Genomic DNA, 9693 nt, shown 5'->3' on the forward strand with positions numbered 1-9693 from the left:
CGGGACATACCACTTCACTGACAACACCACCAATATACCCCCTAGGGGTATAAGTGGCAAGGGTTCCTACTCTATGTGTCCGGTGCATCCATAGGGCATCCCGCCCTACCTTCCGGCGCGCGGGGCGACCATACTGGGAGTAGTGACGAGAGCCCGCTCCCATAGGGGGGGGCTGGCCGGTGTGCGGGAGGGTGGACCTGTGATGGAGCTCAGCAACCTATACACGTATTCGAGTGCGCTCAGAGACAGTGAAAGCGATGCGGGCATCTTCAGGGTGGAGATGGGGCCTGCAGGCCCAACCTTCCACTGGTCGGACGGGATGTTCCGGCTGCACGGCTACCAGCGCGGCGATGTTGTCCCCAGCATGGAACTGATCTTGTCCCACAAGCACCCGGATGACCGGGAGCGGTGCGAGGAGATCCTGGCGCAGGTATCGACCACCGGCGGGTTCTTCTGCATGTACCACCGGATCGTCGATGCCCGCGGCCGGACCAGGCGTGTGCTCACCTCCGGCGAGGCGATCCTGGCCGCTGATGGAACGCTGGCGGCGTTCGAAGGCGTGACGGTGGACCTCAGCCGGACGCTGCAGCGCGAAACTGAAGAGGCTGCGCGCGAGGCCGTGGTGGGTGCCACCGCAACCCGCACGTTGATCGACCAGGCCAGGGGCATCCTCATGGGGCAGCTGAAGCTCGGCTCCGACGACGCCTTCCAGATGCTGGTCAGCACCAGCAGCCACCGCAACGTCAAGCTGGTGGTGGTGGCAGCGGAGTTGGTGCAGCTGGCCAACTCCCCGGAGGCCCGGACTTACCTCGACCGGGCCGTGCGGGCCATCCAGTTGAACAGCCGGGCAGAACGCATGAACGGCCGGGCAGAGCGCGCCGGGGGCCGCCGCGCCGGGTAGCCGGTACCCGGTAGGATACGTGGAGGTGCGCCGGGAAGTCTGGTCGGCATGGATTTGCCGAACCCGGATTTAAGGACGCCTTCATGACCTCCACCCCGCCCACGCCCAGCAGGAACAAGTTTTTCGGCTCCACCGTCTTCGCCCGCGGCAGCTACGCCGAAGCCCTGCGCATCGGGGAGATCCTCCGCAAGGAAACCGTGGGTGGAGCCCTCCTGGTCCTGGCTGCCGTGATTGCCCTCATCTGGGCCAACTCCCCGGCGTCGAACAGCTACTTTGCCCTCCGGGATCTCAGGGTGGGCTATGAGCCGTGGCACCTGGACCTGAGCCTGGGGGCCTGGGCAGCGGACGGGCTGCTGGCCATCTTCTTCTTCCTCGTGGGCCTGGAACTCAAACGCGAATTCGTTGCCGGCGACCTGCGGCAAGTCAGCAAGTCCATCGTGCCCGTCGCGGCCGCCGTGGGCGGCGTGGCTGTCCCGGCGGTGATTTACGCCGTCGTCAACCTCGCCAGCCCGGAAACTCTGCGCGGCTGGGCCATCCCCACCGCAACGGACATTGCCTTTGCCGTCGCTGTCCTGGCCATCATCGGATCCCACCTGCCCAGCGCCCTGCGGATCTTCCTGCTGACGCTGGCCGTGGTGGATGACCTGATTGCCATCACCATCATCGCGTTCTTCTACTCCAGCGACATCCAGGCCGCGCCGCTGCTCCTGGCCCTCATCCCGCTGGCGGTCTACACCTTCCTGGCCCAGAAGTACCGCCGGTTCTTCGGCCGCCACGCAGTTGCCGCCTGGCTGATCCTGCTGCCGCTGGGTGCCGCGACCTGGGCGCTGGTGCACGCCTCCGGCATCCACGCCACCGTGGCCGGGGTGCTCCTGGGCTTCGCCATTCCCGTGATCCGGTCCCGGGCCTCCGGCGGCCCGGAGGCAGGGCCCGGACTGGCCGAGATCTTCGAGCACCGGTTCCGGCCGATTTCCGCCGGCGTGGCCGTTCCCATCTTCGCGTTCTTCTCCGCCGGCGTGGCCGTTGGCGGGTGGGAGGGCCTGGGCTCGGCCCTGACGGACCCGGTGGCGCTGGGTATCATCCTGGGCCTGGTCCTGGGCAAGCCGGTGGGCATCATGGGCACCACGTGGATCCTGACCAAGGCCACCAGGGCCAGCCTGGACAGCTCCTTCAAATGGATCGATGTGTTTGGCGTGGCGCTGCTGGCAGGGATCGGGTTCACCGTGTCCCTGCTGGTGGCGGAGCTCAGCTTCGGCCATGGCAGCCTCCATGACGACCACGCCAAGGTGGGCATCCTGGCTGCGTCACTGATCGCCGCGCTGCTGGCCACGGCTGTGCTGCGGACCCGGAACCGGCAGTACCGGGTCGCCGAAGAGCTTGAGAGGGTGGATTCGGACCACGACGGCGTCCCGGACGTCTACCAGGAACGCACCTGACCCTTCGCCGGGCTTCAGGCGGGGGCGAGTGGTTTTGCCTGGGTCTTGGCTGATACCTGGGTTCCCGTTTCGGCAGGGGCTTCCACGTGGCGGATCTCCAGGGCCTCGGGGTCCAGCAGCTTGCGGGTGCCGGTGCGGGCGTCCAGGATCCAGAAGAGTTCCAGGTGCGGGACGACGTCCGTCACCCGTCCCTTGTGGAAGAGCCTGCCGCGGTGCCATGCCTCAATCTGGTCCCCGATGCGGAGCTGGGCGGTACGTACTCCTTGTGCCTCCATGTGGGCTGCCTCCTGCTGTTGTATCCCCGTAAGCACAGCTTGCCCTGACGAGGTTGCCGGAGTGTTTCCGCCCGGTGTTTTTTCTGTGTCAGCAGGGGCGGGCGCACCGATCAGAAGCTTGTTCGTCCATCTGTGCCCTGTAGCTTCGGATGTGCGGACAAGCTTCTGATACGCAGCTGAGCGCGGCAGGCCGCAGCTCAGTCCTCGATCGGGAACGCGACGGCTTCGCCCACAACCCGCAGGCACAGCTCCATGCCGGGCCGCGCGATCGACGCGTTCCAGTGCCGGATGGTGATCACTTCGCCGCCGCCGGGGTAGCGGTGGTCGGCGTGCTCTGCCACTTCCTGGGGCACGTTCAGCTTCAGCCGCACCGTGGTTTCGGGCCCGAAGTAGTCGGTGTCCACCACCACGCCGCGGATGGGGCCGTCTTCGGCGATGCGGATCTGTTCCGGCCGCAGCATCAGCTGCACCCGTCCCTGCGCCGGTGGCCTGCGCACCGGGATGCCGCCCAGGGAGCAGGTGGCCAGGGACCCTTCCAGCCAGGCGTCCAGGATGACGGCGTCGCCCAGGAATTCAGCGGTGGCGCGGTCTGCGGGGCGGGTGTACACCACAAAGGGGTTGCCGATCTGGGCCAGCTTGCCTCCGCGCATCACGGCCACCTGGTCGGCGAAGGAGAGGGCCTCGGCCTGGTCGTGCGTGACCAGGATGGTGGTGACGCCGGCCTCGGCCAGCACCTTGGCCACGGCGCGGCGGGTGGCCACGCGGAGCCCGGCATCCAGGGCGGAGAAGGGCTCGTCCAGGAGCATCAGCTCCGGTTCACGGGCCAGCGCCCGGGCCAGGGCAACCCGCTGCTGCTGGCCGCCGGAGAGCTGGTGCGGCCGGCGCTTGGCCATGGCGGCATCCAGGGACACCATTTCCAGGAGTTCGGCAACGCGTGCTGCCACGGCCCGCCTGCCGCCTTCAAGCTTTGCCGCATCAAGGCCGAAGGCAACGTTCTGGCCCACGGTGAGGTGCGGGAACAGGGCACCGTCCTGGGCCACGTAGCCGATCTGGCGCTTGTGCGCCGGCAGCCAAGCGCCCTCACCCGCCACCAGGGTCCCGTTGAGCGAGATGCTGCCGGTGTCCGGATGCTCAAACCCGGCGATCAGGCGCAGGAGCGTGGTCTTGCCGGAGCCTGACGGTCCCACGATGGCGGTGGTTCCGCCCTTGGCCACGGACAGGTTGACGCCCCTCAGGACCGCCTGCGATCCGAAGTTCTTGGTGACGTCCGTGATCTGCAGGTGGCTGTTGGTGGTTGCGGCCACTGAGGGTGCCACCCGCGGCTCGGGCAGCCTGCGGGTCGATGGTGCTGTCACTGTCCGGCTACTTTCTTGGACTGTTGGAAGAGGAGATAGGTCATGGGTGCGGAAAGCAGGATCATCAGCAGGGCATAGGGTGCGGCGCCGGCGTAGTCGATTTCGCTGCTCTTGCTCCAGAACTCGGTGGCCAGGGTCCGGGTGCCGTTGGGGGACAGGAGCAGCGTGGCGGTAAGTTCGTTGGCGATGGCCAGGAACACCAGGGCAGCCCCGCCCGCGGCGGCCGGAGCCGTGAGCCGCAGGGTGACACGGATGAAGGCCAGCAGCGGCGGCTTGCCCAGCGCCTGTGCTGCCTCGTCGAGTTCCTTGGGCGCCTGTGCCAGGCCGGCCCGGAGGTTCACCAGGGCCCGCGGAAGGAACAGGAGAACATATGCGGCCACCAGCACTCCCGCCGTCTGGTAGATCCCCGGTACCAAGCGGATGCTGACGGTGACGAAGGCCAGGGCCACCACGATGCCGGGCATGGAGCTGGTGACATAGTTGGACAGTTCCAGGGACTTGCTGAACCAGCCGGGCCTCCGGACCGCGAGGTAGGCCATGGGGAAGGCGACCACGATGGTGGCTGCGGCGCCGAGGAGCCCGTACCAGAACGTGGCAAGTAGTGCGGGGAGGAATTCGGAGGCGGTCCAGGCCTCGGCCCCGCCGGCCAGGATCCACTTCAGCACGTAGAACAGCGGGAGGCCGAACGCCAGGGCGGTCAGCGCCAGCAGGAAGAGCTGCGCGGGGACGTGGTAGGCATGCAGGGGGAGCCGCAGAGCCTTGGCCTGCACGCCTGAACCGATCCTCGCGTAGCGTGCCGTGCCGCGGCTGCGGACTTCGGCCACCAGCAGCAGCAGGCAGAAGAACACCAGCACGCTGGCCAGCATGTTCCCGGCGGCGCCGTTGAACGTGGACCGGTACTGGGTCATGATCGCGGTGGTGAAGGTGTCGAAGCGGATCATCGCGAAGGCGCCGTATTCGGCCAGCAGGTGCAGCCCCACCAGCAGCGCGCCGCCCGTCAGTGCGATCCGCAGCTGGGGGAGCACCACCCGGAAGAAGGCCCGCCAGGCGCCCAGTCCCAGCGCGGCGGCCGACTGCTCTATGGCCGGGTCCAGCCGGCTCAGGGTGGCTGCCGCCGGAATGTAGACCAGCGGGAAGTAGGAGAGGGTGGAAATCAGGATCCCCGAGCCCAGGCCGCCCAGCGACGGGATGGCCGACACCCAGGCGTAGCTGTTCACGAACGCCGGGACGGCCAGCGGCGCGGCCAGCAGGACTGCCCAGATTCGGTGGCCGCGCAGTTTGGTCCGTTCCACCAGCCATGCCCCCGCGACGCCAAGCAGCAGGCACAGCGGGATGGTGGCAGCCATCAGGAGCAGGGTGTTCAGCAGCAGTTCGCCCACCCGGGGGCGCAGGATGAGGCCGACGGCGGTGTCCCACCCGGTTGCCACCGTCATGTAGGCCACGTACCCCAGCGGGATGAGGGAGAAGAGGGCGATCAGCACCGCCACGACGGACACCGCGGAAACGCCGAAAGGCGGGCGGGGGCGTGTGCCCCGGCCCGCCGTCGTCGTGCTCCGCCGTGGGGGAGCCGATAGATCGGAGGTCACGGAATTACAGTAGTCCTGCCTGGGTCATCAGATCGCTGACCTTCTGGGAGTTGAGTTTCGCAGCGTCCACCTTGGGGGCCTGCAGGTCCTTGATGGGAACCAGCTTGTCGTTGGCAGGCACATCAGAGCCGATGGCGTACTCGAAGGACGTGCCGTTCTTCAGGACTTCCTGCCCCTTCTTGCCGGTGATGAACTTCAGGAAGGCCTGCGCGGCTGCAGCGTTCTTGGACGACTTGAGCACGCCGCCGCCGGAGACGGACAGGAAGGCGCCCGGGTCCTCATTCTTGAAGTAGTAAGGCGTGACGTTGTTGGAGTTCTCGCCGGTCTTGGCCTGGTCGCCGTAGTAGTAGTAGTGGTAGATCAGCGCGGCATCCACTTCACCGGCGTTCACTGCCTTCATGGCCGTGCTGTTGCCCTTGTACGCCTTGGAGTTGTCCTTCATGGCCTTGAGCCAGTCCTCGGTGGCGGACTCGCCCTTCAGTTCCAGCAGTGCGGAGACAATGGCCTGGAAGTCCGCGCCGGTGGGTGACGCAGCCCAGCGGCCCTTCCATTCGGGCTTGGCCAGGTCAAGCATGGACTTGGGCAGCTGGTCCTCGGTGAGCTTGGTCTTGTTGTAGACCAGGACGGTGGAGCGTGCGGCGATGCCCGTCCACTTCCCGGTGGAGGGGGTGAATTCGGAGGGGACCTGGGCCAGGGTGTCCTTGTTGACGTCGGCGAACAGGCCGGCGTTCTCCACCTGGGTCATGGCGGGGGAGTTTTCGGTGAGGAACACGTCCGCGGGGGACGCCTGGCCTTCCTGGATGATCTGGTTGGACATCTCCGTGTCATCGCCCTGCCGGAGGGTCACCTTGATGCCGGTTTCGGCCGTGAAGGCATCCACCCATTCCTTGGTGAGGCTCTCGTGCTGGGCGTTGTACACCGTAATCCCGCCCGCGGCGGCGCCGCCGGAAGCGGAAGACGAGCCGTTGCCGGCGGGGGTGGCGCCGCCGCAGGCGGTCAGGCCAAGAGCGGCGGTGGCGGCGAGTGCGATGCCGGCCAGCGCGCTGTTGCGGATCTTCATTGAGGCTGCTTTCGGTGGGGAAAAAGTCTGCTTGAACCTAAGTCCTGATGGGCGCCGGTAAACGGTGCCTATGTCAGGAAACTGTAGGGTAGGCAAACCTAAGCTCCAAGCCGGAAAGCGCTTTAAGTGATGAGGTTCACATCAATTACGCAAACAAGGCATGACGTAATTCTGATGGTCCGCTAGGTGTTCGGGTTGGGGTCGTGGACGTCGTGCTCCCCAATGTCCGCGGCACCCAGGAGGCTCTCCCCGGGGGCGTTTTCGGACGGGTGGAGCCGGACGCTCAGCTCCGGGTGGTGCAGGTCCAGGGCGGGACGTTCCGAACGGATCCGGGGCAGGGACGTGAAGTTGTGCCGCGGCGGCGGGCAAGAGGTGGCCCACTCCAGCGAAGCGCCGAAGCCCCAGGGATCGTCCACGGTGACCTTCTTGCCGGCGCGCCAGGTGATGTAGACGTTCCAGAAGAACGGGATGAGGGACGCGCCCAGGAGATACGACCCGATGGTGGAGAACTGGTTCATTCCGGTGAAGTTGTCCTCCGGCATGTAGTCCGCGTACCGGCGGGGCATGCCCAGGACACCCAGCCAGTGCTGGATGAGGAACGTGGCGTGGAAGCCCAGGAACAGCATCCAGAAGTGGATCTTGCCCAGGCGCTCGTTGAGCATGGTGCCGGTGAACTTGGGCCACCAGAAGTAGAACCCGGCGAACATGGCGAACACCACCGTGCCGAACACCACGTAGTGGAAGTGCGCCACCACGAAGTAGGTGTCCGAGACGTGGAAGTCCATGGGCGGCGAAGCCAGGATAATCCCGGTGAGGCCGCCGAACAGGAACGTGGCCAGGAACCCCATGCTCCAGAGCATCGGCGTTTCGAAGGTCAGCGACCCGCCCCACATGGTGCCGATCCAATTGAAGAACTTCACGCCGGTGGGCACCGCGATGAGCATGGTCATGAAGGCGAAGAACGGCAGGAAGATCGCGCCGGTGACGTACATGTGATGGGCCCACACCGTCACGGACAGGGCTGCGATGGCGATGGTGGCGTACACGATGCCCTTGTAGCCAAACAGGGGTTTGCGGCTGAAGACCGGGAAGATCTCCGACACGATGCCGAAGAACGGCAGCGCAATGATGTACACCTCTGGGTGGCCGAAGAACCAGAACAGGTGCTGCCAGAGGATGGCGCCGCCGTTGGCCGGGTCGAAGATGTGGGCGCCGAACTTGCGGTCCGCGCCGAGCGCGAACAGGGCGGCGGCCAGCGGCGGGAATGCCATGAGCACCAGGATGGCGGTGACGAGGGTGTTCCAGGTGAAGATGGGCATCCGCCACATGGTGAGCCCCGGGGCGCGCATGCAGATGATGGTGGTGATGAAGTTGACGGAGCCCAGGATGGTGCCGAAGCCGGACAGTGCCAGGCCGAAGACCCACAGGTCACCGCCGATGCCCGGGGTGAACGTCGTGTTCGACAGCGGCGCATAGGCGAACCAGCCGAAGGACGCTGCGCCCTGCGGGGTGATGAAGCCGGACACCGCGATGGTGGAGCCGAACAGGAAGAACCAGAAGGCCAGCGCGTTCAGGCGCGGGAAGGCCACGTCAGGGGCGCCGATCTGCAGCGGCATGATCACGTTGGCGAACCCGGCAAACAGCGGGGTGGCGAACATCAGCAGCATGATGGTGCCGTGCATGGTGAACAGCTGGTTGTACTGTTCCTTGGTCTGCAGGATCTGCATGCCGGGCTCGAACAATTCGGCACGGATCAGCAGGGCCATCACGCCCCCGGCGCAGAAGAACACGAAGGACGAGATCAGGTACATGTACCCGATGGTCTTGTGGTCGGTGGAGGTGATCCAGTTGACGATGATGGTGCCTTTGGAGCGCCGGACCACTGCCGGTGCCGCCGTGGCTGCGGTTCCGCCCATTCTTTGGCCTGTGGTGGTCATGTTCGGTGCCCTCCTTTACTGTGCTGCGTCCGGGGCCTGCGGTGACGGGGCCGACATCGGTGCCCTGTTGTAGTCGGCGCCCAGGTTGCCCGTGTTGCCCTTGGCCTTCAGGTCCGCGATGTGGCTGTCATACTCCTGCTGGCTCACCACCCGGACCTTGAAGAGCATCTCGGAGTGGTACTCGCCGCAGAGTTCGGCGCACTTGCCCATGTATTCGCCCACGCGGTTGGGGGTGATGTTGATGTAGGGGTTGTACTGTTCGTGGCCCGGATACAGGTCGCGTTTCTGCAGGAAATCCACCACCCAGAAGGAATGCTGCACGTCGCGCGACTGCAGGTGCAGTTCCACTTTCTTCCCCACCGGCAGGTAGAGGGTGGGCAGCCGGTCCGGGGTGCCCCAGTCGCCCGTCAGGTGGGCCTGCTGTCCGGCGTCCTCGTGGACCTGTTCCTTGACGTAGTTGAAATCCCAGGACCACTGCTTGCCGAAGACGTCGATCACCACGTCCGGGTTGGGGTAGCGTGCATCGATGGCCCGCTGTTCCCGGTCCGTGAAGACGAACAGGACGCCGATGACGATCAGCGGGATGGCCAGGTAGAACACTTCCAGCGGAAGGTTATAGCTCAATTGCGCGGGGAACCCTACGGTGTTCTTCCGGCGCCGGTAGGCAACGATGACCCAGATCATCAGTCCCCAGGTGATGATGCCCACCACCAGTGCAGCGATCCAGGAGTTGACCCACAGGTCCGTGATCAGCGCGGTGTTGTTGGTGGTGTCACGGTTCCCGGGCAGGAAGCCGCGGGACACTTCGGCGGAGCAGGAGGCCAGCAGCGGCAACACACCAAGGCCAGCGCCCAGTCCTGCCAGGCGCCGCACGCTTTGGTTTTTGAATGGTTTCCTACCCACCTGTGGTCCCTCCGGCATGCTCCAGAAGCCCAACTGCATGAGCCCACTGCTGGCCCCGGGACCAGCAGTTGTGTGCCCCACCCTACGCCGGGGCGGATGCTGATGGGAAGAGGTTTTCGGGGGGGGGGGGGGGGGGGGGGCGCGGGGGGGGGGGGGCCCGCCCGGGAACTGCACCCCAAAGGCGCGTCACCCAGGGTTGGATCACACAGCAAACACCCCCCCCGACCCCCCCCCCCCACG

General features: G+C 66.1%; 8 protein-coding genes. 2 read left to right on the forward strand and 6 right to left on the reverse strand.

Going from position 1 to position 9693, the window contains the following annotated elements; translation table 11 throughout:
- Window positions 1-202: 202 nt before the first annotated feature.
- Both FB478_RS16200 and nhaA read left to right on the forward strand, forming a co-directional pair.
- A complete protein-coding gene (locus tag FB478_RS16200; protein ID WP_056392745.1) occupies window positions 203-901 on the forward strand; it encodes a PAS and ANTAR domain-containing protein in 699 nt (232 codons plus the stop codon).
- Window positions 902-984: 83 nt separating this feature from the next.
- Window positions 985-2337, forward strand: coding sequence for a Na+/H+ antiporter NhaA (gene nhaA, locus FB478_RS16205; RefSeq protein WP_056392746.1), 1353 nt, complete (start codon window positions 985-987; stop codon window positions 2335-2337).
- Window positions 2338-2351: 14 nt separating this feature from the next.
- Here nhaA and FB478_RS16210 read toward each other — a convergent pair whose 3' ends face one another.
- From FB478_RS16210 to FB478_RS16235, 6 genes are all read right to left on the reverse strand, one after another.
- A complete protein-coding gene (locus tag FB478_RS16210; RefSeq protein ID WP_018768825.1) occupies window positions 2352-2612 on the reverse strand; it encodes a hypothetical protein in 261 nt (86 codons plus the stop codon).
- 197 nt (window positions 2613-2809) lie between these two features.
- Entirely contained in the window at window positions 2810-3967 is a 1158-nt protein-coding gene (locus tag FB478_RS16215) for an ABC transporter ATP-binding protein (RefSeq protein WP_186447816.1), read from the reverse strand.
- Window positions 3964-5553 carry an iron ABC transporter permease gene (locus tag FB478_RS16220; protein WP_026265696.1) on the reverse strand — a complete coding sequence of 530 codons (1590 nt, stop codon included), beginning with the start codon at window positions 5551-5553 and terminating at the stop codon, window positions 3964-3966. Before FB478_RS16220 ends, FB478_RS16215 begins: the two co-directional genes overlap by 4 nt.
- Window positions 5554-5557: 4 nt before the next feature.
- The gene (locus FB478_RS16225; RefSeq protein ID WP_018768822.1) at window positions 5558-6613 is read right to left on the reverse strand and encodes an iron ABC transporter substrate-binding protein; all 1056 of its coding nucleotides are present in this window, start codon (window positions 6611-6613) and stop codon (window positions 5558-5560) included.
- A 182-nt stretch (window positions 6614-6795) separates the two neighbouring features.
- Window positions 6796-8550 carry a cytochrome c oxidase subunit I gene (gene ctaD / locus FB478_RS16230; RefSeq protein WP_186447817.1) on the reverse strand — a complete coding sequence of 585 codons (1755 nt, stop codon included), beginning with the start codon at window positions 8548-8550 and terminating at the stop codon, window positions 6796-6798.
- A 15-nt stretch (window positions 8551-8565) separates the two neighbouring features.
- A complete protein-coding gene (locus tag FB478_RS16235; RefSeq protein ID WP_144601116.1) occupies window positions 8566-9471 on the reverse strand; it encodes a cytochrome c oxidase subunit II in 906 nt (301 codons plus the stop codon).
- Window positions 9472-9693: the final 222 nt, after the last annotated feature.

This window comes from Arthrobacter sp. AG367, assembly GCF_007828995.1.
Taxonomy (GTDB): Bacteria; Actinomycetota; Actinomycetes; order Actinomycetales; family Micrococcaceae; genus Arthrobacter.